We start from the raw sequence: 23,964 nt of genomic DNA, 5'->3' as shown, positions 1-23,964 counted from the left end.
GGGAGCTGGTCGTACACCTAGTCGTCGCTCGGCTCGATCTTGATCCCGGCGATGCCCGAGGCGTCGGTCAGCGGGCCCTCCGGCTTGTCCTCGCGGGTCAGCGACCCCGACACCCAGTCGTCGAAGTGCGGCTCCAGGTCGCCGATCGTCACCTCGTCACCGTGGACGGCCAGCACCCGGGTGGCGCCAGGCAGCGTGAACAGCCTGCCGCCGATCGCGGTGAGCTGGTCGGCCAGGCCGGGGTACTCACCGCCCAGCTTGCCGGGGCCGTCGGCCTGCAGCGTCTTGCCGGTGAAGACCGCCTCGAGCGCCTCGCAGTAGAGCGACACCCCACCAGGGGTGACGCCGGGCGTCTCCATGACGTCGAGCTGGACGTCGGCGACACCGAAGATGCCGTCGTCCTCCATGTCGATGTCGGGCCAGGTCTCCGACCAGGTCTCCCGCCACAGGGGCTTGTCCTTGGGGTGCAGGGCGACGATCGCCTCGTCGCGGCTGGCCACCTCGATGGCGGCACCCACGTGGTCGGGCAGGCCGGCCGTACAGATGACCGCGAGCACCTCGCGGTCGCCGACCTGCTCCATGATCTTCTCGGCGTCGCGGGCGGGGTCGATGACGATGACCTCGTCGTCGTCGCCCACGATCCAGGTATTGTTCTCGACCTTGTGCTCGACGCCGTCGATGTCGACGACGCCCTCGGTCACCACTCGCTCGATACGCGCTGTCACGATTCCGAAGCCTAGCCCGTCTGGGAGAGAGAGCGAATCGCGTTGATGATGAGTTGCACTGCCAGCGCGGAAAGCAGCAGACCCGCGATGCGGGTGACGAGCTCCACGCCGTTCTCCTTGATGACCCGGATGATGCTGACCGAGAAGCGCATGAACAGCCACAGGATCAGGTGCACCGCGGCGATCGCCAGCCCGAGCGCGAGGATGCCGCCGCTGTGGCTGCCGACCTGCTGGGCGAAGACGATGGTCGCCACGATCGCGCCTGGCCCGGCGAGCAGCGGCGTGCCCAGGGGCACCAGCGCCACGTTGACGCTGGAGGGCACCGAGTCGGCCCGCGGCTCGGTCTGGCCGCGCAGCAGCTCCAGCGCGACGAGCAGGAGCAGCAGGCCGCCCGCGATCTGCATGGCGGCCACCTCGACGTGCAGATAGCTCAGGATGGCCTGGCCGAACACGGCGAAGATCACGATCAGGCAGAAGGCGGTGACGGCGGCCTGCCAGGCGATGCGCCTGCGCTGCTGCTGGGTGCGGCCACCGGTGTAGGCCAGGAACAGCGGGATGACGCCGGGCGGGTCCATGATGACGAACATCGTCACGAACGCCTCGACGAAGAACCGGATGTCGAACACCACTCCCCCTGCGTGGGGGGAGGCGTCTCAGTCGTCCAGTCTAGGAGAGAAGGCCCCGAACGGCAGATCGAGGTCCTGGTCCTGGTCGCGCAGGTCGCGCAGGTTGAGCTGCAGCAACGCGATCACGCAGCCCGCGTCCGCCGGCCAGGCGATCGTCCACAGCCAGTTGCCCAGCGCCTCGCCCGCGTAGACCGCGCGATCCTCGACCCCGCCCACGCACCACAGCGCGGTCGGGTGGCCGAGCACGTCGATCTTCGCGTTGGGCGGTCCCGCGTCGAACCCCTGCCCGGGGTCGGGCCCGTCCAGCCCGGCGAAGGCGGCACCCAGCCCGACGCCGGGTTCCTCCGCGATGATCAGCAGGTCGGCGGGCCCCTGCGCGAGCGCGGGACCCGACAGCGCCACCACGCTGGCCCTGGCCCCGCTACGCCCGTCGCCGACCTCGCCGAACCCCGTCACCAGCCAGCCCGCGGGCAGCGGCCAGGGCAGCCAGACGGGCACGACGGAGGTCTTGCGCAGGTTCTCGATCGCCGAGGAGGACGGCGGCCAGGGCGGCTGGTAGGGCAGGACGTCACCGTGCGCGTCACACCGCCAGGCGCTGGACCACACACTGGGCCCGTGAAGCGGGCCAAAGCACCGTGGGCAGGTTGGAGCCGCTCTCACAGCTACCCACGGTGCTTCCTGCACCATGGTTCCGTCAAGAGCGCGCCCCGTTATCGCGTCGTAATCTTGGTCATGTGCTCGTAAATTGTGTCGGCGCGGTCATCCTGCTGGACCACCGGCTGCTCCTGGTACGGCGGGGCCATCCACCCGGCGAGGGCCTGTGGTCGATCCCGGGCGGCCGGGTCGAACCCGGCGAGTCGGATGTGGCAGCGGTCGAGCGTGAGGTGCTGGAGGAGACCGGCCTGGTGGTCGAGGTCGGCCCCCTGGCCGGCACGGTGGTCCGCGGCGACTACCTGATCCGCGACTACCTGGCCACGGTCACCGGCGGCACCCTGACGCCCGGCGACGACGCCGCCGACGCCCGCTGGTGCACCATGGCCGAGATGCGCGGGATGCCGCTGACGGAGGGCCTCCTGCCGACGCTGACCTCGTGGGGCACGCTTGACGGTTTGCCCGATTGATGGTGAAATCCCGCCTCAGCGTCGCGTGCACCCGGCAACAAGACCACCGCGGGCATGGAGGCGTCGGACCATGGGAAATCCTTGGAAACCTCACATGAGCGCATGAAGGCGTTCGGTACCCAACTCATCGAGATGCACGACCTGCTCCGCACGGAGCTCGCCCGGCTCCGCTCCGGCTCCGAGGGGCCGAAGGATCTGCGGTCGCACTGCCTGGCCTTCTGCTCGGCGCTGACCCGTCACCACTCGGGCGAGGACGAGAGCGTCTTCCCCACCCTGGCCGAGCGGCACCCCGAGCTCCGCCCGGTGCTCGAGGATCTCAGCCGCGACCACGGACTCATCACCGACATCCTGCTCAGGATCGAGGCCGTGATCGACGATCCGCAGGCCAGGGACAGCGAGCTGGACGGCCTGGCGGCCATCATGGAATCCCACTTCTCCTTCGAGGAGCGGAAGATCGTCGAGGCGCTCAACGGCCTGGAGGAACTCGAAGGCTTGACCGTATGATGCGCCTGTCATGGCCATCCTCATCCGGGCCTCCGACGTTCCCGAGAACCGCCGCCACGACGCCTGGCGCGGGATCGTCTGCGACACCCTCGGCCCCCTCGACCTGCGGATCGACCCAGACGCGCCACTGAGGGGCCAGATCGAGGCCGGGCGACTCGACACCGTGACCGTGGCGCACGCCATGACCTCCACCCCGCACAGCATGCACCGCACCCCCGGGCTGATCCGCCGCGACAACCCTGAGCTGTACCGGGTGGTGCTGGTCATGTCGGGCAGCCTCGTGCTCACGCAGCGCGAGCGCTCGTCACGGCTGCGGGCCGGCGAGTTCGCCGTCTACGACTTCACCCAGCCCTACGACGTGGCCTACGACTCGGCGGTGGAGCTCGCGGTCTTCAGCCTGCCGCACGAGTCGCTCACGCTGCTGCGCGATCCCGTCCGCGCGCTCACCGCGGTGCCGTTCGCCCCCGACGAGGGCGCCGCGGCGCTGGCCGGGCCGCTGCTGCGGCGGGTGGCACTCGACCTGGAGACCTACCAGCCGGCCAGCGCGGCCAGGCTGTCGTCGGTGGTGCTGAACCTGATCACCACCGCCATCGCCGAGCGCGCCGACCAGACCGCCGTGCTACCGCCGGAGACACAGCAGCGCGCGCTGCTCATGCGCGTCCACGACTTCATCGAGCAGCGTCTGGGCGACTTCGACCTCGACCCCGGCATGATCGCCGCCGCCCACCACGTCTCGCTGCGCTACCTGCACCGGCTGTTCGAGTCGCAGAACACCACGGTCGCCGCCTGGATCAGGCACCGTCGCCTGGAACGCTGCCGCGCCGATCTGGCCGACGCCCTCCTGCGCACGCTGCCGGTCAGCGCGGTCGCCGCCCGCTGGGGCCTGCCCGACGCCGCCCACTTCAGCAGGCTCTTCAAGCAGACGTACGGCATGCCGCCCGCCGAATACCGGCGCATGCGCGCATAGTCAATCGACCCGGCACGCACATCCAAGACTCGGCACCCTCTCCGAACGCAGACTGATGGCACATCAGCACGAATGAGAGAGGAACCCAGAGATGCCCGTCATGTTTGTGAACATCCCGGTCAAGGACGTGAACCGCTCGAAGCAGTTCTTCACCGACCTCGGTTTCGACCACTTCGGCGCGACCGAGGACATGGCCTCGGTGATCATCAGCGACACGACCCAGGTCATGCTGATCGCCGAGCCCACCTTCGCCACGTTCGCCGAGAAGCAGGTCGGCGATCCACGCGAGAGCACCCAGGCCATCCTGGTCCTCGGCCTGGAGAACCCGCAGGAGGTCGACGCCCTGCTCGACAAGGCCCTGGCCGCAGGGGCCGCCCCGGTCGGCGAGCCCACCAACGCCGACGGCCGCTACCTGCGCGGCTTCCGCGACCTCGACGGCCACCACTGGGCCGCGCTGTGCCTGATCCAGCCATGACGATCTCGGCGGACGGCACCCGCATCGCCAGTGACACGACGGGCTCCGGCCCCATGGTCGTCCTGGTGCACGGCGCCTTCACCGACCGGCGCCACGCCACGCTCCGCGGCGTGGCGTCGGCCCTGGCGCCCTGGTTCACCGTCGTCAACTACGACCGCCGCGGGCGCGGCGACAGCGGCGACACCCCGCCCTACGCCGTCGAGCGCGAGATCGAGGACGTGGCCGCGCTCATCCCCGGCACCGCGATGGTCTTCGGCGGCTCCTCGGGCGGGGCCCTCGTCCTCGAGGCGGCAGCGCGCCTGCCCGCCATCACGAAGGTGGCCGTCTGGGAGCCGCCCTACCACGTCGACCCCTCCGCGCCCCCGATCGGCAACGACTTCGCCGACCGCCTGGCCTCCCTGGTACGGCAGGGCCGCCGCGGAGACGCGGTCGAGGTGTTCATGACGGAGGCGGCCGAGGTACCCGCGGAGGTGGTCGCCGGGATGCGGGGCCAGCCGTACTGGAAGGAGTCGGAGGCGGTGGCGCACACGCTCGCCTACGAGGCGGCCGTGCTCGGCCCGGGCAACGCACTGCCCGCGGCGCGGCTGGCGACGATCCGGCAGCCCACGCTGGTGCTGTCGGGCGGCGCCGGCCCGGCCTGGATGGCCAACGCGGCGCTGGCCGTCACCGCGGCGGTCCCCAACGCCACCCACCGGGTGCTGGAGGGCCAGACCCACAACGTGGACCCTCAGGCGCTCGCGCCGGAACTGCTGGAGTTCTTCACCGCATGACGCGCTCGCGGGCCGTCTCGGCGTAGTCCTGCCAGCGGCCGGCGTGCGCGTGCGGCACCGACACCCAGTCCTTCATCGGCCGGTGCCGCTCCGACGGGTCGAACAGCGTGGCGCCCTCCAGGGCCAGCGCCTCGGCGTGCTCGGCGCTCCCCTGGACCAGCCGGCACGCCAGCCCCTCCTGGAACAGGCAGGCGAACGCCTTGCCGTTGGCGGCCTTGTAGGACGGCTTGCCGAAGACCTTGGCGATCACCACGCCCAGGTCGGCCATCTCTGTCCCGATCCGGTCGAAATCTTCCTGCGGTGTCATGTGCCGAGTATGCGTGATGGGTTGACCGCACTGCGTCACATGGGGGATCTTGGTGGCGGTGGTGAAGCGACTGAGCGGGGTGCGGCGGGTGGCCATGTGGCCGCTCGTATCGATCGGCTACCCACTTCTGCCCGTCGCGGTGGCCGTGGGCGCCGCCGCCATCTCGGCCACTCCCCCGCCCTTCCTCGACAACTGGGTCGGCAGCGTGCTCAGCATCCTGATCACGCTGGGCGCCTTCCTGCTGATCTTCGGCAACGTGTCCGTCCACGACGGCTGCCTGGTCGGCATCCTGGTCTTCCTCGCCCTCAGCACGGCGACCTTCCAGGCTCGCACGGCCTACGAGGCCTGGGTCCTGCAGGATCGCGGCGCCGTCACGGCCTGCACCATCCTCAAGGTCAACACCCGCACGGTGTACTCCACGACCACCCACGCCGACGGCACCAGCAGCTCCAGCAGCACGACCTACTACGACCACACCCTCCGCTGCGCCGCCCCGTCGATCACGACGATGACCACCACCCACGCCACGGCCGGCAAGGGCGCCAGTATCCAGGTCGCCTACGACCCCACCGGCCGCCTCTCCCCCCGCCCCACGTCCGACGCCGACCTGCGGTCGTCACTGAGGTGGGCTCTCGTGGGCCTGACCCTGACGATCCTCCTCAACCTGGCCACCGCCTCCGGCCTCACGGACCGCATCCGCGCCTCCGCTCACAGCTTCAGAACGCGCGGGCGCTGATCCACCGGCCCCGACATCAAGATCTCCCGCAAACTACGCCGCACCAGCTCGAGCCCCTCGTCATCAACCACCAGGTCGATGTGAACCACGGGCGCCACGTCGAGCTCCTCAGCGGCCTCCTCCGTGAAACACAGCCTCAGGCGCCTGGAGGAGAGCCCGCATTCGGTCACACCGCCGTAGGTGGTGCCTGCCTGGTCCTCGCGCACGATGCAGTAATCGTCGTCCGGTTCGTCCACGGACATCATGAAGATCAGCGCCCGGCCGGTCCCGTCTTCCTCTTCCGCCAGCCCGAACGTGACCACCTCCGGCCCGTCATCCCGCCCGACCATGCGGGCCGCCATGAAGGACAGGCTCGGCTCGGCCGCGAAGGGTACCGGGAGGTCGTCGGGCCAGCGCGCGAGCATCCACGGCGGCACGAATTTGCTCCTGCGCGGAAACCTGGACAGCTCCTCCGCATACGCGGCGGAAGGCAGGTCACGGCCCTCGTCGAAAGGTGAATCGCGCATGAAGGTGTGCGACGTTGCGTTGTAGGAGCTGCCATGGAGGCTGTACTGCAGCTTGTGGCGGAACCATGTCCCCTCGCCAGGATCGTAATCGGCGGCCTTGAGCCCCAGATAGAGGTCGTCGAGTCCGTCGATGTGCCCCGCCTGTCGGGTGCCGTCCGCCATCAGGAACGTGATCGTGGTGATGTGCGAGGTGCCGAGCTGGAGGCGGTCGAGCTCGACGTCCTGCCACCCTTCCGGGGCCTGGGACATCACTCTCCTGCCGATCTCGACGCAGAGTTCGTGCCCACGTTGGCGCTTCATCGGGCCATGATCCTGCAAAGGGGGTCAAGGCGTAAGAGTCGACGTCCAGAGGGTTAGGTGGTCGGCGTTGTAGGTGGTGGAGCGGCCCAGGGCGACGACGTCGCGGCCGGCGATGGTGACGGCGGCCAGCCACTGCATGCCCTGCCCCGCGAGCCGATCCGTGGTGAGGTCGTGGCGGGTCCAGGTCTGGCCGTCCGTGGAGGTCCAGGCGGCGCTGTCCGCTTCGCCCGGGCGGCCGTGCCAGCCGACCGCGACGAGGCCGTCCGAGGTCGCCGCCAGGTCCGTGACCGCCGACGACTCGTCCATCCAGGCCGTGGTCCAGGTCTTGCCGTCGTCCTCCGAGACCGCCGAGAAGGGGCGGTCGGTGTTGCCGACGCCGATGGCGACCAGCCGGTCGCCGTAGGCCGTGATCTGGCGCAGCCCGGCCGCGCTGGCGTCCGGCGGGGAGACCCGCTTGCGCGGGGTCCAGTTGACGCCGTCCTCCGAGGTCCACACGACGCTGCTCTCCTGCTCACCCGTCCCTGAGCCGCCGACCGCGACGTAGCCGGTGGAGGTGGCGGCCACCGCGTGGACGCGCACTCCCGAGCCGCCCTGCGGCAGCTTCTTGGACTTGGTGAACTTGCGCAGGTCGGGGGTGAACCACAGGGCCGCGGCGGCCGTGCCCGAGGCGTCCCTCGACTCGCCCGCCAGCACGTACCCCTTCTGGCCCGCGGCCGCGGCGTGCAGGTCGAGGTAGGGGTGGCCCTGGTCGCGGGCGAGGTCGCCGGTGGCGGCCAGTTGCTTCCAGGTGCGTCCGTCGGAGGAGCCCACCAGGAGCGGCTCGGTGACCGACACGTCCGTCTGGGTGCTGCCGACCGCGAGCCAGCCCCGCCTGCCGTACACGACGTCCGAGAGCGACTGCTGGCGCGGGCCGCCGAGGCTCATCGAGGTCCAGCCCTTCCAGTTGAGGCTGGTCCAGATCGCGGCGTCGCCGGAGGCCGAGCCGACCGCGACGTAGCGGCCCGCGTGGTTGGCCAGGCGCGCCGTCTCGCGGGCGATCCTGGTCAGCCCGTCGACGCGGTTGAGCGGCACGCGCGAGGCGGCGCCGCGCGGCGGGGCTGTCATGAGCACGATCTGGTTGTCGACGTCGGCCGCCGCCTGGTCTCCGCCGGCGAACAGCGTGCCGGAGTCGGCGATCGCGAAGCCGCGCAGCGTGGCGCCCGACAGGTTGCCCAGCTCGGCCCGCTTGGCCCAGCCTCGCCCGTCGCCGCTGGTCAGCACCGCGTACTTGCCGAGGTTGGCCTGGGCGACGGCCGCGATCCCGCCGCGGTAGGAGATCATCTCGTCGATGCCCGGGCTCTGGCCGCTCAGCCCGTGGATGGAGCCGCACTGCGCCCACTGCGTGCCGCTCTGCGAGCAGTAGACCCGTACGTCCCCCGCACTGGTGCGGGAGCGGACCGGCACGAGCACGAACTGTTTGGGCAGCACGGCCAGCGTCCCCGTCCGCGGCTCCGCCTCGGGAAGCAGGAACGGCGTCGCCTGCCAGCCCCGCCCCCCGTCGACGGAGCGCACGACGCGGGACCCGGAGCCCTGCGCGGGCTGGGCCAGCGCCACCACGGTGTCGCCCCTGGCCACCACGGACCTGAGCTCCCGCACGTCCAGTCCGCGCGTGTCGACGCGCTCCCAGGCCCGCCCGTCGGCCGACTGCCAGGCCGCGGGCCCCGCGCTGCCGTCCTCCAGCGTCGTACGGCCGACCGCGACGAACCCCGAACCGGTCCTGGCGATGTCGTAGACCAGGTCGCCGCCACGGAACGCGGTCAGGCCGCTCTGCTCGACCGCGGTCCAGCTGAAGCCGTCGGCGCTGGTCCACAGCCCGCGCGCGCCGCCGACCTCGTCGCCGCCGCTGGCCAGCCACAGCCCGTTGCCGCCGACCACGCGCTGCACGGTTGAGGTGCCGGACTCGCCGGTGACCTGGCCGAGCTGCCAGGAGCGGCCGCCGTCGGGCGAGAACAGGAACAGCGGGCGCGGCGTCGGGCTGGTGGTGTCGCTGCCCACGGCGACCACGGCCTTGCCGACCGAGGCCAGGTCCATCAGCTTCTGGTTGGAGCCGTCGCCCGCGGAGGGGACGGTGAACAGGTCGTCGGCGGCGCGGCCGACGCCGGCGGCCAGGCGCAGGCCGGTCTCCTGCGTCGTCTGGTCGCGCCACACGATCACCCCGGCCGTGATCACCAGGGCGAGCACCGCCAGGAGGGCGATCGGCATCATCACGCGGCGCCGCCGCTTGGGCAGCGACCGGCGCAGGGCTGCTGGTAACGGGCCGCGGTGGTGGCGGCCGCTGGAGCCCGTGGGGCGCGGCGGTCCCGACGCCACGAGCAGGTCGGGCCGGGTGGGACGGCCTCCAGGGGGACGGCCGACCCGCCGCACGGCCTCGTCCTCACCGCTGGCCTCGACCTCGTCGTGATCGGGTGCGGCCTCGTCGTGAACGGGTGCGACGTCCTCGTCGTAGGAGTCCTCGTCGTAGGAGACGTCGTCGTAGGAGACGTCGGGTGCCGGGTGCTGGTCCTCGGTGGTGTCCCCCGCGACCTCGCCTTCGCGGGGAGCGTCCTCGCCGGGGAGGTGTTCCGGCTCCACGGGGACAGGCTCCGGCAGATGGTACGGAGGCTCGCGGTAGGGCGGGCGATGCCGCTCTTCTGTGGGCGGCTCGGGAGCGGGCTCGCGCGGCGGGCCTCCGGCGACGAGCTTGTCGGGCCGGTTCACCACCCGGCGTCGGCGCGGCGGCGACTCGGGCTCGGCCGTGGGAGAGCTGTAGGGCCGGCGTCCCCTGGGCGGATCGGGCGGCTCCTCGTCCTCGGGCGTGGGCGCCGCGAACGGCGGCATCCCCCACGGTGAGGCCAGGGGCATGCCCCGCCTGCTGTCATCGCTGGGTCCCGGCGGGGAGTGGCTGATCCGCGGCTCCTCGGGCGTGTCCGGGTCGCCGTCCTGCGGTCGCCGTGGCGGGTCGCTGGGGCCGGGGGCCACGCCTCGTACCTCCTAGTCGAACTGGTCGGGGACTAACGGACCGTTCCAGGCAGCCTGTCCTGTTTTAAGCGCATTTTTCGAGAAAAATCTGATGCACGCGGGTATCCCTACCCCGCCACGCCACGATGATCACCTCCGGAATCCTCGACCCCACAGGATCCAGAGCAACACGCCCGAGCCGGAATGGCGAGACCTCTCTAGTGAGATTCACCACACCACAGAGTGATTTATTTAGAAACGGTGCTGATTGACCGCTTTTTGGAGAGGTAGAGCACGCCGAATGTGAACGCCCCGAGCTGCACCACGGTCCCCGCCAGCGACTGCCAGGGCACCTCCCCCTGCTGCAGCGCCTTGTTCAGATCGCCGGCCGCCGCACTCAGCCCGAAGGCCAGCATGTTGTTGCTCACGTGCATCGCGATCGGCGCCTCGAGCCCGCCGGTCCGCACGGCCAGCCACCCCATGACCACGCCGAAGCTGAACACGTCGAGCAACCCCGCCCACGTGTATCCGTGCAGCGAGGCGAACAGCAGCGACCCCAGCAGGATCGACCACACCGGGTTGCGGACGTAGGTGCCGAACGCCTGGATGAACCACCCGCGGAACAGGTACTCCTCGGTGGCCGCCTGGAACGGCACCAGCAGCACGATCACGATGAGGGCGGGCAGGAACCCGGCCCAGCCCGCCCACCCGAGCATGTCCGAGGTGTTCAGCCCGGCCGCGGACAGCGCCAGGTACTGGGCGCCCTGACCGAGCGCCAGCGCCACCACCGCGACGACCATGCACTGCGCCAGCCACGACCATCGCAGCCTGCCCGCCACCGACGACAGCGTGCCGGGTCTGCGCCGCTGGATCAGCGCGGCGGCGCCGAACACCAGGGGCAGCACGGCCGCGATCGACAGCAGCAGGAGGACCATGGAGTACACCGGGTCGCCGGTGAACTGGCCGTTGTCGCCGATCGGGCGCGGCAGCCCCGTGAAGGCCGCCAAGGTGACCCCGGCCACCAGCACGACCAGCCCGACGACGAAGAACGCGATCCCCACCGCGATCGTGCCGACGACCGGCTGCCACGGCTGCCTGGCCGCGTTCCTGGCCAGATGGTCATAACGCAGCCCTGGCGGGGTAGGCATGAACCACGGGGGCCGTGGGTGCGGGTAGGGAGAGGGCGGCTGGCCGTACGGGTGCATCTTTACATTCTGGCTGGCGGGTGAGCATTTGTTCACAGACGGCCCGCCCCAGGAGGTGGATATTCCTGGCGTAAGCCATTCGAACCTGGGAGCAGGCCATGTCAAGGCTGGGACCTGTCATCACCCTGGCGGCGGGAGCAGTGCTCGCCGCGGGGCTCGGTGTCGCCAGCGTCGTCGCGACACCGACGAGCAACACCAACGAGTACGCCACGACGGATACCACCACGTCGGCGGCCCCGCCGGCGCCCACGAAGGCGAAGCCGAAGACGATCGAGAAGGCCGACTACGCCGGATACGTGAAGGGGAACGGCGGCCTGATCGCCGTCTCCGTGCGCAACGGCAAGGCCATCGGCTACTTCTGCGACGGTAAGACCGAGGCCTGGTTCAAGGGCACCGAGGCCGACGGCAAGGTCGCCCTGGCCGGGTTCGGCGACGCCAAGGCCAAGGCCACGCTGGGCGGCGGCAAGGCGAAGGGCTGGCTGGCGGTCAGCGGCCACCGGTGGGACTTCTCCGCCGCGACCGTGGTCAAGCCGTCCGGCCTGTACCGGGCCACGGCGTTCGTCCGCGGCGCCAAGCTGCGCGCCGGATGGATCGTGCTGGCCAAGCCGCGCGGCGGCTTCTACCAGGTGGGCGCCGCCTTCGAGGGCGACAAGCAGATCCAGATCACCAACGTCAACGACGAGCGGCCGACCGATCCGGTCACGCTCGGTCAGACCACGGTCTACCCCAAGGACGTCGACGGCTTCATCCAGGAGATGCAATGACCACCGCCACCACCACGCCGCGGCGCTCGGCCGCCGTGCTGCTGCTCCCGCTGCTGGTCGGCGGGCTGGTCATGGTCGCGCTCGGGGTGTACGGCAAGCTCCACACGCCGACCGGGTTCGCGGTGGGCCCCGCGGGGTTCTCCGGCGCGCTGCCGATGAAGGTCTGGCTGACCACAGGGGCCCTGGTCCTGGCCGTGGTGCAGGTGGTCTCTGCGCTCAGCATGTGGGGCAAGATCGGGATCAAGATCCCGGCCTGGGTGCACCGCTGGTCGGGACGGCTGGCGTTCCTGCTGACCGTGCCGGTCGCCTTCCACTGCCTGTACGCGCTCGGCCTGCAGTACGACGTGCCCAGGGTCATGGCCCACTCGCTGCTCGGCTGCTTCTTCTACGGCGTCTTCACCGCGAAGATGCTGGCGCTGCCCAAGCGCGGCCTGCCCGGCTGGTCGCTGCCCGTGCTCGGCGGGCTGGTGTTCACCGCGCTGGTCGGGCTCTGGCTGACCTCGGCGTTCTGGTTCTTCACCACGATCGGGATCAAGGTGTGAAGCGCTGCGTCCGCCGCATCCCCGCGGCGCGGCCCTTGGCGGCCACGACCAGGGCCATCTTGCGGGAGGCCTCGTCGATCATCTCGTCGCCCAGCATGGCCGCGCCGCGCTTCTCGACCGTCGTGTAGTACTCGTAGGCCTCCAGGATCAGCTCGGCCCTGTCGTAGTCCTCCTGCGACGGCGAGAACACCTCGTTGGCCGCCTCGACCTGCAGCGGATGCAGCACCCACTTGCCGTCGAACCCGAGCGCGGCCGCCCGCCGCGCCACCCGCCGGTAGCCCTCCACGTCCTTGATCTGCAGGTACGGCCCGTCGATCACCTGCAGATCGTGCATCCTGGCGGCCATCAGCAGCCGCATGAGGATGTAGTGGTAGGCGTCGCCCTCGGTGTAGCCGGGCGGCTGCTCCCCGACGACGAGCGTGCGCATGTTGATCGAGGCCATGAAGTCGGCAGGACCGAAGACCAGCGCCTCCAGCCGCTTGGAGGAGCCGGCGATGGTGTCGACGTTGACCAGGCCGCGGGCGTTCTCGATCTGCGCCTCGATGCCGATCCGCCCGACCTCCATGCCCATCGTCTTCTCGATCTGGGTGAGCAGCGTGTCGAGCCAGACGACCTCGGTCGAGTCCTGCACCTTGGGCAGGATGATCGCGTCGAGGAACTCCCCCGCGCCCTCGACGACCTCGATCACGTCGCGGTAGGTCCACTGCGTCGTCAGGTCGTTGACGCGCACCACGCGGGTCTTGCCCGTCCAGTCGCCCTCGCGCAGCGCGCCCACGATGTTCTTGCGCGCCTCCTGTTTGGCCAGCGGCGCGACCGCGTCCTCCAGGTCGAGGAACACCTCGTCCACGGGGAGCGTCTGGGCCTTCTCGAGGAAGCGCGGGCTGCTGCCTGGCACCGCCAGCACGGAACGACGTGAGCGCATGCGCACACGGTAATGGCCCGCCTCGAACGCCTGCCAGAGGGCCCCCGTCTATGCCCCCCATCCGGATCTCGTACGGCCTGGCCGTACCGCCGATCGGGGCTACAGTCGGAGCGTGACCGTCATCGAAGAGGGAGCCAAGAAGTCCAGCATCCTCTGGCTCACCCTGGACCGGCCGCGCCTGGCCTGGCACACCTGGCACGAGGGCGCGATCTACCTGGTCTCCGGCGAGGGCGAGCAGCAACTGCCCGGTCTGGAGGACCTCGACACCGTCCACGTCACGCTGCGCAGCAAGGACAACGGCGCGAGGCTGGTCGAGTTCGACGCCCGGGTGGAGAGGTCCACCGACCCGGAGGCGATCGCCGCCCTGGCCAAGGAGCGGCTCAACGCCCCCGAGGGGCTGGTGGAGCGCTGGGCCGCCGAGGCGACCGTGTTCAGGCTGACCGTTCCAGATTCAGCGTGACCGGCTCGGGGGCGGGCACCGGCGGCTGCGACCTCGACGTGGCGGTCTGCGCGACCAGCGCGCCCGCCAGCACGATGAGGCCGCCCACGATCTGGTAGCCGCCCAGCGTCTCGCCGACCAGTCCCCAGGCGACCACGGCGCCGGCGATGACCTCGAGCGAGGCGACCGTCGCGCCCACCGCGGCCGACAGGCGGCGCACCGCGTTCACGCCGAGGATGTAGGCCACCAGCGTGGCCACGACCACCATCCACAGGTAGGCGCCGAGCACCGGCAGCGTGTGGCCGCCCTCGGGGGTGGCGAACTCGGTGAACCTGCTCCACGGGATGTTCCACGGCTTGGAGAAGGGGATCAGCGCCGCGGCCGCCCCGGTCATGCCCCAGGCGATCAGGCCGAGCGGGTCGACATCGTCGCCGAAGCTGTCGCTCATCAGGAAGTATCCGGCGCAGCACGCCCCTGCCAGCAGCCCCAGCATCAGGCCGAGCGCGTCGATCCGCAGCCCCTGCCAGGCCTCGACCACGATGGCCAGCCCGACGACGGCGACCACGGCGCCCACGAACGCGGCCCTGGCCAGCCGTACCCGGCGCACGAAGCGCACCCAGACGACGACCATGACCGGGGCCATGAACTCCAGCAGCAGGGCGATGCCCACGGGCAGCCGAGTGATGGCCACGAAGTACAGCGACTGGACCGCGGCCACCGCGATGATGGCGTAGGCGGCGAAGAAGGGCAGCCGCGACCTGGGGATCCGCAGGGCCCGCGGCTTGAAGACGGCCAGCAGGATCAGCAGCAGGATTCCCGCCCCCGCCATCCGCGCCCAGACCGCCTCGATCGGCGCCAGCCCAGCCGCGATCAGATATTTGGCCATGGGTCCCGAGAACCCGAAACAACACGCCGACACGAAGGCCAGCGCGAGCCCCCCGAGCCTCATTGCTACCACCTTGCAGTAATTACCGTTTGCTCCTTTAGATACTGACATGCCAGGCACCAAAGGCGCAATCCGCCCAGGCTGTTAGCCTTCTGACGTGAAGATCTTCGTGGCCCGCCTGGCCGGGACCCCGGTCTTCGATCCGGCGGGCGACCAGATCGGCCGGATCAGGGACGTCGTGGTCGGCCTGCGCAACGGCCAGCCGCCCGCCGTCCACGGCATGGTCGTGGAGGTGCAGCCGCGCCGCAGGGTCTTCCTGCCCATCACCCGCGTACGCGGGATCGAGGCGGGCGCCGTGGTCTTCACCGGCAGGCTGAACATGCGCCGCTTCGAGCAGCGGGCCACCGAGACGCTCGTCATCGGGCAGATGTTCGACCTGCAGGTCACCGTGGACGGCCAGCCGATGACGGTCTACGACGTGGCCATCGAAGAGATCAGGACGTCGACCTGGCAGGTCACCCAGGTGGCCGTCTACAAGGGCAGGCGGCGGCGCGAGCCCAGGATCGTCGGCTGGGGCGAGGTCACCGGGTTCGACATCCTCCAGAAGGATCAGGGCGCCGCCGGGCTCATCGCCGCCTTCGAGACCATGCGCGCCGCCGACCTGGCCAGCGCCCTGCACGAACTGCCGGGCAAGCGGCGCATCGAGATCGCGGCCGCGCTGGACGACGACCGGCTGGCCGACGTGCTCGAGGAGCTGCCGCCGGCCGACCAGATCGGCATCCTCGGCACCCTGCAGCCCGAGCGCGCCGCCGACGTGCTGGAGGAGATGGGTCCCGACGACGCGGCCGACCTGCTGCAGGACCTGCCCGCCGCCGACGCGCAGCACCTGCTGTCGCTGATGGAACCGCAGGAGGCGGCGCCCGTGCGCCGGCTGCTCGTCTACCCGGAACTGACCGCGGGCGGCATGATGACCAGCGAACCGGTGATCATGCCGCCGAGCGCCACGGTCGCCGAGGCCCTGGCGCAGATCAGGCAGAGCGACCTCACCCCCGCCGTGGCCGCGCAGGTCTACATCACGCGCATGCCGACCGAGACGCCCACCGGGGCCTACCTGGGCGTCACCCACTTCCAGCGGCTGCTGCGCGAGCCGCCGTCCACGCTGCTCGGCGCCGTGATCGACCCGTCGATCGACCCGATCAGGCCGGACCTGGCCCTGCCCCAGGTGACGTTCTACCTGGCCAACTACAACCTGGTGGCGGCGCCCGTGGTGGACGAGCTCGGCCGCCTGGTGGGCGCGGTGACGGTCGACGACGTGCTCGACCACCTGCTGCCCGAGGACTGGCGCGAGGGGGATCCCAGTGACGACGACTGAACGCCTGGACCAGCCCAGGGCGCTGCGCCGCAGCCTCCGGCCGCACTACGACCCCGAAGCCTTCGGCCGGCTGTCGGAGCAGATCGCCAGGTTCCTCGGCACCGGGCGGTTCATCGTCTACATGACGGCCTTCGTGGGCGTCTGGGTGGGCTGGAATATCTTCGCCCCGCCGAACCTGAAGTTCGACCCGTACCCGTTCATCTTCCTGACGCTGATGCTGTCGCTGCAGGCCTCCTACGCCGCGCCGCTGATCCTGCTGGCGCAGAACCGCCAGGGCGACCGCGACCGCATCCAGTACGAGCAGGACAGGGAGGCCGCCGAGCTCAATCAGGCCGAGATCGAGTATCTGACCAGGGAGATCGCCGGGCTCAGGATCGCACTGAACGAGGTGGCCACCCGCGACTTCCTCCGCTCCGAACTCCAGCGTCTGGCCGAGGACCTCAGGGCAGATCCAGCCGGACCGCCAGATCGTGGACCTGACGGATCCCCTGCGGGCCGAGCAGATCGAGGAACTGGGACCTGATTCCGCGCAGGTAGGTGGGGGTCGCCTCGGCCAGCCGTACCGTTCCCGTGTCGGTCAGGACCGCGAACAGGCCGCGGGCGTCGCTCTCGCAGGCCTCCCGCGAGACCAGCCCGTCGCGCTGCAACCGGTCGATGAGCCTGGTCAGCCCGCTGCGCGACAGGAGCACCCGGTCGGCCAGGTCGTTCATCCGCAGCCGCCGCCCCGGCGCGTCCGCCAGCTGCGTGAGCACGTCGTAGCTGGCCAGGGGGAGGTCGTGGGCGAGCAGGAGCTCCGCCTCCAGGTGACGGGTGATCCGCACCTGGGCGCGCTGCAGCATTCGCCAGACAGTCAGCTCCTCGGTGGTGAGGCCCTCGTCGCGCAGAACAGTCACGCAGTAACCTTAGAACGTTGCACAGACACCTAAACAGCTCGCGAAGCTGTCTCACATACCCGACTAAGGACTGCCGAGACTTCGATGGCACCAACCCAGGACCAGGTGACGGCCGCCCTCGCGACCGTGATCGACCCCGAGATCCGCCGCCCGATCACCGACCTCGACATGGTCAAGAGCATCGACATCGCCCCTGACGGGACGGTCCGCGTCGGCGTCTTCCTCACGGTCGCCGGATGCCCGCTGAAGGACACCATCCGCCGTGACGTCACCAACGCGGTCTCCGGAGTGGAGGGCGTGTCGGGCGTCGAGATCGAGCTCGACGTGATGAGCACCGAGCAGCGCAAGGCCCTGCAGACCAAGCTGCGCGGCGACCGCGGCCCGGAGAAGGAGATCCCCTTCAACCAGCCCGGTTCGCTGACCCGCGTGATCGCGGTGGCCAGCGGCAAGGGCGGCGTCGGCAAGTCGTCCGTCACGGTCAACCTGGCCGCCGCCATGGCCGCCAACGGCCTCAAGGTCGGCATCGTGGACGCCGACATCTACGGCCACAGCGTCCCCCGCATGCTCGCCGCCTCCGAGCGCCCCACCAAGGTCGAGGACATGATCCTGCCGCCGGTGGCGCACGACATCAAGGTCATCTCGGTCGGCATGTTCAAGCCCGAGGGCAACTCCCCCGTCGTGTGGCGCGGGCCGATGCTCGACCGCGCGCTCTACCAGTTCCTCAGCGACGTGTTCTGGGGCGACCTCGACGTCCTCCTGCTCGACCTGCCGCCCGGCACCGGCGACATCGCGATCTCGGTCGCGCAGCGCCTGCCCACGGCCGAGCTCCTGGTCGTCACCACCCCGCAGATGGCCGCCGCCGAGGTGGCCGAGCGGGCGGGCTCGATCGCGGCCCAGACGCACCAGCAGATCGCCGGCGTCATCGAGAACATGGCCTGGCTCCCGTGCCCGCACTGCGACGAGCGGATCCCGGTCTTCGGCGAGGGCGGCGGCCAGACGGTCGCGGACGCGCTCTCCCGGACACTCGGGTCCCGGGTGCCGCTGCTCGGCCAGGTGCCGTTCGACCTGCGGCTGCGCGAGGGCGGCGACGAGGGCAAGCCCCTGGTCCTCACCGACCCCGACACGCCCGCGGCGGCCGAGCTCATCAAGATCGCCAACGGTCTCGGCAAGCGCTCCAGCAGCCTCAAGGGCCTCCACCTCAACCTCTCCCCGACGCGCGCCTCCTGACGCTTTCCTGGTCTTGTAAGGCTTGGCCCTGTACGGCGGGCCACCGCTCACGCCACCCGCCGCACAGGGCCGGCCTCTGTCCAGGGAGACGCTCCTCCGGCGATAGGTGGCTGAGCGCCGTTACGACGCCCGTAACCCGCCTACCGCGGCCTCCTGCTCCGCCGCACACGCGCTGGACGCCCCAAGAAGCCCGCCCAGGCGGATCCCGGGGAGTCCGGCCGAGCGGGTCCCGTGGGGGCTCAGGTGCGTCCAGGGGCTTTCAGGCGCCGGGGCGGCGGGGTGTGGGGCGGTGAGGGGCGGCGCCCTGTGCGGCGGGGAAGCCGCGACCGAGCGTGCCACGAGAACGAAGCGCCGTGACGGCGGGACATGGCACCGACTCGCCGGAAGCGCCGGTCGCGGGCCCTCAGCCGGAGTACGGCGGGCGGCCGGGGGCGGCGGCCTGCCGTACAGGCGGAAAGAGCCCGTACGGGAAACGTCTTCGCAGAGAAGGCCTACGTGGCCTCGGCGTCGTACGGGGGGAGTTCGCCGTAGCCGAGTTCGTCGACCTGGTCGTCGATGTGGGAGACCATGGCGGGCTCGAGCGAGGGCGACCCAGGCTGGGAGTTCCAGGTGTCCTCGGCCTCGTCGAGCAGGTGCTTGCGCACGAAGTTGCGCGGGTTGAGGTCGGCCGGGTCGAAGTCCTGGAACTCGGGACCCAGCCCCGCCCGCAGGTCGTCGCGCGCGTTGTTGGCCATGCGCCGCAGGTTGCGCAGCGTCCTACCTGCCTGAGAGGCGACCTGAGGCAGTTTGTCGGGACCGAAGACGAGGAGGCCGATGACGATCAGCGCTCCAATCTCCAACCACCCGAGATTGAACACCTGAGCTCCTACTGCAGTCCGATCGCACCACTCACAGACTATGCCTTCCACGGCACAGGTCGGACTCCAGGGTTCACCCAATTATGTCCACTTTTGGGCGATCGGCCGCCGGAGTCCGGCCGCGCACCACGACCAGGGCGAAGATGGTACCCGCGATCGACAACAGCAATCCGGCGATCGACACCACCGACATCGCCGACACGAACGCCTCCCTGGCCGCGTCAGCCAGCTCCGCCGAGCCCCTGGTGGCGGCCAGCTCCAGCGTGTGCGCGATCGAGGTCCTCGCCTCCTCGGGCACGGTCGCGGGCAGCGCGCCCGAGTAGGCGGCAGACAGCACGCTGCCCAGGACGGCCACGCCGACGGCCAGGCCCGCCTGCTGGATCGTGTCGTTCACCGCCGAGCCCACCCCGGCGTGCTCGCGCGGGATGGCCCCCATCAGCATCGTGTACGCCGCGGGACCGCCGAGCCCCGACCCGATCCCGATGACCACGAGCGCGAGCGCGACCGGCGGGTAGCCGTCGCCGGGGCCGACCGTGGCCAGGATGCCGAACGCGGCGCCGATCACCAGCAGCCCCGCCACCAGCAGCGTCTTGTCGCTGAGCCGCTTGCCCAGGGTGGCGCCCACGACGTTGAACCCGGCCGCGGCCACGGCCATCGGCACCAGCGCGAGCCCGGCCTTCATCGGCCCGTAGGACAGCACGAACTGCAGGTACTGCGTCAGCCCCAGCTCCAGCGCCCCCGTGGCGAACATCAGCAGCACCACCGACAGGCTCGCCCCGGTGAAGTCGCGGTCGCGGAACATCGACAGCGGCAGCATCGGGTGCGGCGTCTTCGACTCCCACACGGCGAACAGGGTGAGCGCCACGGCCGCCACGACCAGCCAGACGATCAGACTCGCCGACCAGCCCTCGTGCGGCAGCGAGATGATCACCCACACCAGCGCGGTCATCCCGCCGATGGACAGCACCACGCCGATCGGGTCGGCGGGCCGTGCCTGCGCGTGCGACTCGGGGATGAGGACGAGCGCCGCCACGATCGCCGCGATCGACAGCGGCACGTTGACCAGGAACGCCGCGCCCCACCAGTAGTGCTGCAGCAGCAGACCGCCCAGCGTGGGCCCTGCCACGACGCCGAGCATGCCCACCGCGCTCCAGGCCGCCATCGCCTTCCTGCGTTCCTCCTCCTCGAAGACGGTGATGAGGATCGACAGCGTGCTCGGCATCGCCAGCGCCGCCCCCAGCCCCATCACCGCGCGGCAGGCCACCACCTGCCACGGCAGCGAGGCGAACGCGGCCAGTAACGACGCCCCGCCCAGCACCGCGAGCCCGAGCACGAGCAGGCGCCGGCGACCGTACCGGTCGGACAGGCTGCCCGCGGTGATCAGGCCGCCGGCGAACACCAGGATGTAGGCGTCGAGCACCCACTGGACGTCGGCCGGGTCCGCGTTCAGGTCCCGCATCAGCGATGGGATCGCCAGGTTGAGGATCATGCTGTCGACGCTCAGGACGAGCAGCGTCAGGCAGAGGACCCCGAGGATCCACCAGCGCCGCGGATTCATGGACACTCCCTTGCCTCGCACGGTGTACGTAACTCCGCACAGTGTACGGTCGCCGCACACTGTGCGGCAAGTCGCACGATGTACGGTTGGGCGTTATCCTGATGCCGTGTCAGATCCGATTCCCTCGGTGTGGGCCCGCCCGCCACGCACGCGGCGCGAGCAGCCCGCGCTGAGCCAGCGCCAGATCGTGGCGGAGGCCATCCAGCTGCTCGACGAGGAGGGCGTCGACGCGCTGAGCATGCGCAAGCTCGGCACCCGCCTCAACGCCGGCGCCACCTCGCTCTACACGCACGTGGCCAACAAGGACGAGCTGATCGAGCTGGTCGTGGACGAGGTCTTCGGCGAGGTCACGGTCCCCGCCGCCGAGGGCCCCGACGGCTGGCGCGAGGCCGCCACCACGTTCGCGGCGAGCCTGCGCGCCACGATCCTGCGCCATCCCTGGGTGGCCTCTGTCATCGGCGCGGTCGGACTGATCTACTTCGGCCCCAACATGGTCCGCCTGTCCGAGGATCTCCTGGCGTTGTTCGAGTCGGCGGGCTTCACGCTCGAGCTCGCGGACCACGCCATGAGCGTCCTGGTCGCCTTCATCCTCGGCGCCAGCTCCGCCGACGCGGCCTTCCTCACGACGCTGGCCCGCTTCGGCATGGACGAGCGGGAACTCAACGACCGCCTCTGGCCCACCGCGGAACGCGCCGTTCGCGACCACCCCCGCCTGCGCACCCTCTACACCGCCAAACGCCAGCAAGACCCCAAGCACACCAACGAAGCCGACTTCACCCTCGGCGTAACCTGGCTCCTCGACGGCCTAGCCGCCCAACTCCCCCACTAGGGGGCGACGGAGCCCGGCGCTCTCGTACGGCGCTGGTGGTCGCGCCAGGGGCGATGAGGAGGCGTGCGGGAGCGTCCGACGCTTGCGCGGCGCAGCAAGGGACGTGCGAGGACGGAGCCCACCACGGCGGTCCCTCAAGCGCCGGGTCGGCGAGATGTGGGGCGGCGGGACCCGGCGCTGTCGTGCGGCGGAGTGGAGGGCCGCGGTAGGCGGGTTGGGGGCGGCGTTGCGGCGGGTTGTGTGCTCGACTCGCCGGAAGCGCCGGGCGCGGGTCGTCAGCCGGAGTGCGGCGGGCGGCCGGTGGCGGCGGCCCGCCGTACAGCAGCGAGAATCAACCGCACGACGGCGGGGCCGGGCGTCGTACGGCGGCGAGGATCAAACGGCGCGGCGAGAGCGGTCAGGACGGGGTGGGGGTGGGCTCGTCTTCGCCCATGACGGTGAGGGTGGCGGTGTGGTCCTGGCCGGCGCGCTGGTAGCGGATGGTGATCTTGGAGCCGGGCGCCTTGCTGCGGATCAGGGCGATGAGCTCGTTGCCGTCCTGCAGGCGCAGGCCGTCGACCTCGAGGATGATGTCGCCCGCCTTGAGGCCCGCCTTGGCCGCGGGGCCGTTGGCGTCGACCGGCGGGCGGCCGCCCTGGTTGCCGGTGGCGATCTTGACGCCCGCGCCGCGGTAGTCCTTGTCCAGCGTGACGCCGATCTTGGGGCGCTTGGCGTGGCCCGTCGTGACGAGTTCCTGGGCGACGCGGCGGGCCTGGTTGACCGGGATCGCGAAGCCGAGGCCGATGCTGCCGCTCTGGCTGGTGGTCGACCGGCTCAGCGTGGCGATGGCCGAGTTGACACCGACGACCTCGCCCCTGGCGTTCACCAGCGGGCCACCGGAGTTGCCGGGGTTGATGGCGGCGTCGGTCTGGATGGCCGAGATGTAGGCGGGCTCCTCGTTGCTGGTGCCGCTCTCGTCGCCGGCGATGACCGGGCGGTTGAGCGAGCTGACGATGCCGGTGGTGACCGTGCCCGTCAGTCCGAGCGGCGAGCCGATCGCGATGACCGGGTCGCCGACGACCACCTGGTCGGAGTTGCCGAGCGTGATCTCGGGGGTGCCGAACGTCTCCTCAGGCTTGACCACGGCCAGGTCGGAGCCCGGGTCACGGCCGACGATGCGGCCCGTGGTGGTCTTGCGGTTGTAGAACATGATCTTGATCTCGCCGCCCTTGGCGGCCAGGGCGACCACGTGGTTGTTGGTGACCACGTAGCCGTCCTTGACCAGGAACCCCGAGCCGGTGGCGCCGTCGGCCGACGAGCCGCTGACCTCGAGCGAGACCACGCTCGGCAGGACCCGGTTGGCCACGCCCGCCACGGAGTCGGGCGGGCGGTTGATGACGCCGCTCGGCGGCGGGCCGAGGCTGTAGGAGGGGTTGCTGCCGACGCTGGTCCTGGTCAGCAGGTAGGTGCCGATGCTGCCGAGCGCGGAGGCGACCAGCGCGATCACCACGGCGAGGGCGACGAGCAGGCCGATGCTGGGCCCGCCGCGCTTGGGTGCCGGGCTGGAGCCGTACCCCTGCCCGGGAGGCGGCGCCCAACCGGCGCCCATCCCCATCGCCCCGGCCGGAGGCGGCGGGTTGCCGCCGCCGGGGGCCTGCGCGCCGAACGCGGCGGCAGGAGGCCCCTGGGGCACGCCGAACGACAGGGTCTCCTGAGGGAAGAAGGGCTGTGGCCGGCCGGACGGGTCGCCCCAGCCCGTGGAGGGGTTCTCGAACGAGGCCGTCTCCCCCTCGCCCGCGGGCAGGAAGTCCGGCCGCTCCGACGGCGTGCTACGGCGCGTCTCGTCGGTCACTGTCGATCACCACTCCTAGCTCGGACACCGCAACCCTGGTCCGCACGGCATACGAGAGTCGTAAAGCAACAAACCACGATCGTATGCCCCCAGCGCGGCTGGCTGCGTCCTACCAAGTATCCCAGCTACGGAGTAGCGGTAGGGGTGGTGACAGGCCGCTCGAACAACTGGACCGGCGGAGGCGTGTTCTGCCCGACGCCGCCGACCGCGAAGAAAGTGCCGAGCGCCACGGCGGCAGAGACCACGCCAACCGCCACGTACGTCGTGCGGCGCCTACTCCCCCGACCGGGGCCGGTGGCCCCACCAGCGGTGCGGGGGCGGTTGTCCAAAGGGGCGATACTGTGCGGCCCAGGCAGCGGCACCCCTCCGAACGTGCGGGTAGGGAAAGGCCGCTCCCGAGGCGGCAACGGCCCGCCAGGCTCTGCCATGCGCAGCAACGACATCGTGAGGTCGGCCGGCATCGCCGGACCGTCGAGCGACCGCAGGCGCGACTTCAGCGCCCGCATCGACTCCACCTCACGCCGACAGTCGCCGCAGAAGGTCAGGTGGGCAAGGGCCCGCTCACGTTCGGCGTGGCTGAGCTCGCCGTCCACGAGTGCGGATACACGCTCTCCAAGATGCGACAT

At 70.8% G+C, this 23,964-nt stretch carries 27 protein-coding genes; 13 read left to right on the top strand and 14 right to left on the bottom strand.

The genetic code is table 11. The features are described 5' to 3' along the window. Nucleotides 1-17: 17 nt before the first annotated feature. Genes KIK09_RS52350 through KIK09_RS52340 form a run of 3 tightly spaced genes read right to left on the bottom strand, consistent with a single transcriptional unit; the run spans nt 18 to nt 2,038 of the window. Nucleotides 18-725: an MBL fold metallo-hydrolase gene (locus KIK09_RS52350; RefSeq protein ID WP_214327105.1), complete on the bottom strand. Its 708-nt coding sequence runs from the start codon at nt 723-725 to the stop codon at nt 18-20. Between the two features lie 11 nt (nt 726-736). Continuing rightward, a complete protein-coding gene (locus KIK09_RS52345) occupies nt 737-1,351 on the bottom strand; it encodes a MarC family protein (protein ID WP_308164812.1) in 615 nt (204 codons plus the stop codon). A 27-nt stretch (nt 1,352-1,378) separates the two neighbouring features. Further along, entirely contained in the window at nt 1,379-2,038 is a 660-nt protein-coding gene (locus tag KIK09_RS52340) for a DUF6758 family protein (protein ID WP_250575212.1), read from the bottom strand. A gap of 47 nt (nt 2,039-2,085) precedes the next feature. Here KIK09_RS52340 and KIK09_RS52335 point away from each other — a divergent pair, with 47 nt between their 5' ends. The 5 genes from KIK09_RS52335 (at nt 2,086) to KIK09_RS52315 (ending at nt 5,188) form a co-directional block, all read left to right on the top strand. Beyond that, a complete protein-coding gene (locus KIK09_RS52335) occupies nt 2,086-2,472 on the top strand; it encodes an NUDIX hydrolase (RefSeq protein WP_214327103.1) in 387 nt (128 codons plus the stop codon). A gap of 102 nt (nt 2,473-2,574) precedes the next feature. Continuing rightward, a complete protein-coding gene (locus KIK09_RS52330) occupies nt 2,575-2,976 on the top strand; it encodes a hemerythrin domain-containing protein (protein WP_250575211.1) in 402 nt (133 codons plus the stop codon). A gap of 10 nt (nt 2,977-2,986) precedes the next feature. Continuing rightward, nucleotides 2,987-3,943, top strand: coding sequence for a helix-turn-helix domain-containing protein (locus tag KIK09_RS52325; protein ID WP_214327101.1), 957 nt, complete (start codon nt 2,987-2,989; stop codon nt 3,941-3,943). Between the two features lie 100 nt (nt 3,944-4,043). Beyond that, nucleotides 4,044-4,418 (top strand): VOC family protein, encoded by a 375-nt coding sequence (locus KIK09_RS52320; protein ID WP_214327100.1) that lies wholly within the window; start codon nt 4,044-4,046, stop codon nt 4,416-4,418. After that, complete coding sequence (locus tag KIK09_RS52315) at nt 4,415-5,188, top strand: alpha/beta fold hydrolase (protein WP_214327099.1); 774 nt, start codon at nt 4,415-4,417, stop codon at nt 5,186-5,188. The genes KIK09_RS52320 and KIK09_RS52315 overlap by 4 nt, the downstream gene beginning before the upstream one ends. Here KIK09_RS52315 and KIK09_RS52310 read toward each other — a convergent pair. Then, nucleotides 5,178-5,495 (bottom strand): hypothetical protein, encoded by a 318-nt coding sequence (locus KIK09_RS52310; RefSeq protein ID WP_214327098.1) that lies wholly within the window; start codon nt 5,493-5,495, stop codon nt 5,178-5,180. The two genes, KIK09_RS52315 and KIK09_RS52310, sit on opposite strands and share 11 nt — an antisense overlap. Before the next feature lie 61 nt (nt 5,496-5,556). Between KIK09_RS52310 and KIK09_RS52305 the strand changes: the two genes are divergently transcribed. Continuing rightward, nucleotides 5,557-6,231 carry a hypothetical protein gene (locus tag KIK09_RS52305; RefSeq protein WP_214327097.1) on the top strand — a complete coding sequence of 225 codons (675 nt, stop codon included), beginning with the start codon at nt 5,557-5,559 and terminating at the stop codon, nt 6,229-6,231. Here KIK09_RS52305 and KIK09_RS52300 read toward each other — a convergent pair. From KIK09_RS52300 to KIK09_RS52290, 3 genes are all read right to left on the bottom strand, one after another. After that, complete coding sequence (locus KIK09_RS52300; protein WP_214327096.1) at nt 6,204-6,986, bottom strand: Imm10 family immunity protein; 783 nt, start codon at nt 6,984-6,986, stop codon at nt 6,204-6,206. The two genes, KIK09_RS52305 and KIK09_RS52300, sit on opposite strands and share 28 nt — an antisense overlap. A gap of 75 nt (nt 6,987-7,061) precedes the next feature. Next, a complete protein-coding gene (locus KIK09_RS52295) occupies nt 7,062-10,034 on the bottom strand; it encodes a hypothetical protein (protein ID WP_214327095.1) in 2,973 nt (990 codons plus the stop codon). A gap of 227 nt (nt 10,035-10,261) precedes the next feature. Continuing rightward, entirely contained in the window at nt 10,262-11,161 is a 900-nt protein-coding gene (locus KIK09_RS52290; RefSeq protein WP_214327094.1) for a CPBP family intramembrane glutamic endopeptidase, read from the bottom strand. Between the two features lie 155 nt (nt 11,162-11,316). Between KIK09_RS52290 and KIK09_RS52285 the strand changes: the two genes are divergently transcribed. Both KIK09_RS52285 and KIK09_RS52280 read left to right on the top strand, forming a co-directional pair. Next, nucleotides 11,317-11,982 (top strand): hypothetical protein, encoded by a 666-nt coding sequence (locus KIK09_RS52285; protein ID WP_214327093.1) that lies wholly within the window; start codon nt 11,317-11,319, stop codon nt 11,980-11,982. Next, on the top strand, nt 11,979-12,524 hold the full coding sequence (locus tag KIK09_RS52280) for a DUF6529 family protein (RefSeq protein WP_214327092.1): 546 nt from the start codon (nt 11,979-11,981) through the stop codon (nt 12,522-12,524). The genes KIK09_RS52285 and KIK09_RS52280 overlap by 4 nt, the downstream gene beginning before the upstream one ends. Here the strand turns inward: KIK09_RS52280 and KIK09_RS52275 are convergent. Beyond that, nucleotides 12,514-13,446 carry an HpcH/HpaI aldolase/citrate lyase family protein gene (locus KIK09_RS52275; protein WP_214327091.1) on the bottom strand — a complete coding sequence of 311 codons (933 nt, stop codon included), beginning with the start codon at nt 13,444-13,446 and terminating at the stop codon, nt 12,514-12,516. The two genes, KIK09_RS52280 and KIK09_RS52275, sit on opposite strands and share 11 nt — an antisense overlap. 112 nt (nt 13,447-13,558) lie before the next feature. Here KIK09_RS52275 and KIK09_RS52270 point away from each other — a divergent pair, with 112 nt between their 5' ends. Continuing rightward, nucleotides 13,559-13,906: a hypothetical protein gene (locus tag KIK09_RS52270; protein WP_214327090.1), complete on the top strand. Its 348-nt coding sequence runs from the start codon at nt 13,559-13,561 to the stop codon at nt 13,904-13,906. Here the strand turns inward: KIK09_RS52270 and KIK09_RS52265 are convergent. Then, nucleotides 13,878-14,834, bottom strand: a complete 957-nt coding sequence (locus KIK09_RS52265) for an EamA family transporter (protein WP_214327089.1) — start codon at nt 14,832-14,834, stop codon at nt 13,878-13,880. The genes KIK09_RS52270 and KIK09_RS52265 overlap by 29 nt on opposite strands. Nucleotides 14,835-14,928: 94 nt before the next feature. On the opposite strand from KIK09_RS52265, the gene KIK09_RS52260 reads away from it, so the two are divergent. Both KIK09_RS52260 and KIK09_RS52255 read left to right on the top strand, forming a co-directional pair. Then, entirely contained in the window at nt 14,929-16,143 is a 1,215-nt protein-coding gene (locus KIK09_RS52260; RefSeq protein ID WP_308164810.1) for a magnesium transporter MgtE N-terminal domain-containing protein, read from the top strand. Next, nucleotides 16,130-16,666 (top strand): DUF1003 domain-containing protein, encoded by a 537-nt coding sequence (locus KIK09_RS52255; RefSeq protein ID WP_214327088.1) that lies wholly within the window; start codon nt 16,130-16,132, stop codon nt 16,664-16,666. The genes KIK09_RS52260 and KIK09_RS52255 overlap by 14 nt, the downstream gene beginning before the upstream one ends. On the opposite strand, the gene KIK09_RS52250 is transcribed toward KIK09_RS52255, so the two are convergent. After that, nucleotides 16,584-17,036 carry a MarR family winged helix-turn-helix transcriptional regulator gene (locus tag KIK09_RS52250; protein ID WP_308164809.1) on the bottom strand — a complete coding sequence of 151 codons (453 nt, stop codon included), beginning with the start codon at nt 17,034-17,036 and terminating at the stop codon, nt 16,584-16,586. The genes KIK09_RS52255 and KIK09_RS52250 overlap by 83 nt on opposite strands. Nucleotides 17,037-17,120: 84 nt before the next feature. Between KIK09_RS52250 and KIK09_RS52245 the strand changes: the two genes are divergently transcribed. Further along, on the top strand, nt 17,121-18,263 hold the full coding sequence (locus KIK09_RS52245) for an Mrp/NBP35 family ATP-binding protein (protein ID WP_214327087.1): 1,143 nt from the start codon (nt 17,121-17,123) through the stop codon (nt 18,261-18,263). Between the two features lie 491 nt (nt 18,264-18,754). On the opposite strand, the gene KIK09_RS52240 is transcribed toward KIK09_RS52245, so the two are convergent. Further along, the gene (locus KIK09_RS52240; protein ID WP_214327086.1) at nt 18,755-19,120 is read right to left on the bottom strand and encodes a sec-independent translocase; all 366 of its coding nucleotides are present in this window, start codon (nt 19,118-19,120) and stop codon (nt 18,755-18,757) included. Nucleotides 19,121-19,193: 73 nt separating this feature from the next. After that, nucleotides 19,194-20,678, bottom strand: coding sequence for an MFS transporter (locus KIK09_RS52235; RefSeq protein ID WP_214327085.1), 1,485 nt, complete (start codon nt 20,676-20,678; stop codon nt 19,194-19,196). A gap of 106 nt (nt 20,679-20,784) precedes the next feature. Here KIK09_RS52235 and KIK09_RS52230 point away from each other — a divergent pair, with 106 nt between their 5' ends. Next, nucleotides 20,785-21,507 (top strand): TetR/AcrR family transcriptional regulator, encoded by a 723-nt coding sequence (locus KIK09_RS52230; RefSeq protein WP_308164808.1) that lies wholly within the window; start codon nt 20,785-20,787, stop codon nt 21,505-21,507. 397 nt (nt 21,508-21,904) lie between these two features. On the opposite strand, the gene KIK09_RS52225 is transcribed toward KIK09_RS52230, so the two are convergent. Further along, a complete protein-coding gene (locus KIK09_RS52225) occupies nt 21,905-23,338 on the bottom strand; it encodes a S1C family serine protease (protein WP_214327083.1) in 1,434 nt (477 codons plus the stop codon). Between the two features lie 125 nt (nt 23,339-23,463). Then, entirely contained in the window at nt 23,464-23,964 is a 501-nt protein-coding gene (locus KIK09_RS52220; protein ID WP_214327082.1) for an anti-sigma factor family protein, read from the bottom strand.

The organism is Nonomuraea sediminis, assembly GCF_018531495.1.
Taxonomy (GTDB): domain Bacteria; phylum Actinomycetota; class Actinomycetes; order Streptosporangiales; family Streptosporangiaceae; genus Nonomuraea; species Nonomuraea sediminis.
Note: the sequence above shows the minus strand (reverse complement) of the source record. Positions and strands in the feature narration are given on the sequence as shown.